This window comes from Leptotrichia sp. OH3620_COT-345, assembly GCF_003932895.1.
Lineage (GTDB): Bacteria > Fusobacteriota > Fusobacteriia > Fusobacteriales > Leptotrichiaceae > Pseudoleptotrichia.
In genome coordinates, this window is the sequence record NZ_RQYW01000162.1 from 1 (window position 1) to 328 (window position 328).

Consider the following 328-nt stretch of genomic DNA (forward strand, 5'->3'; position numbering starts at 1 on the left):
CAGCTTGAAGCTGAAGTGGAAGATTTGAAATCAAAAGAGCAGGGAAAGGAGAAAGTATTTGAGAAACTGAAAAAAGATTCGGAAGTAAGATGGCATAGGGATAAATACAAAAAAGTACTTAATAATTATGACACATATTATAAAAATATAGCAAAGATGATAAGAGAAAAAGAACAGAAGATAAGTGAACTTGAAGCGATGTTATCGGTAATGAATTAAAATTTTAGACTTTTTTGAAAAAAGTTTGGGAAAAAATTTTTATATTTTATAAAGTATTCATAATACATTTATTATGACTTTAAAATATTAAAATTTAATATGTTGTGTA

At 25.0% G+C, this 328-nt stretch carries 1 protein-coding gene; it reads left to right on the forward strand.

Going from position 1 to position 328, the window contains the following annotated elements; translation table 11 throughout:
* Nucleotides 1-219: adhesion protein FadA (locus EII29_RS11700; protein WP_233573344.1), on the forward strand; the 219-nt coding region annotated here is incomplete at its 5' end.
* Nucleotides 220-328 lie beyond the last annotated feature (109 nt).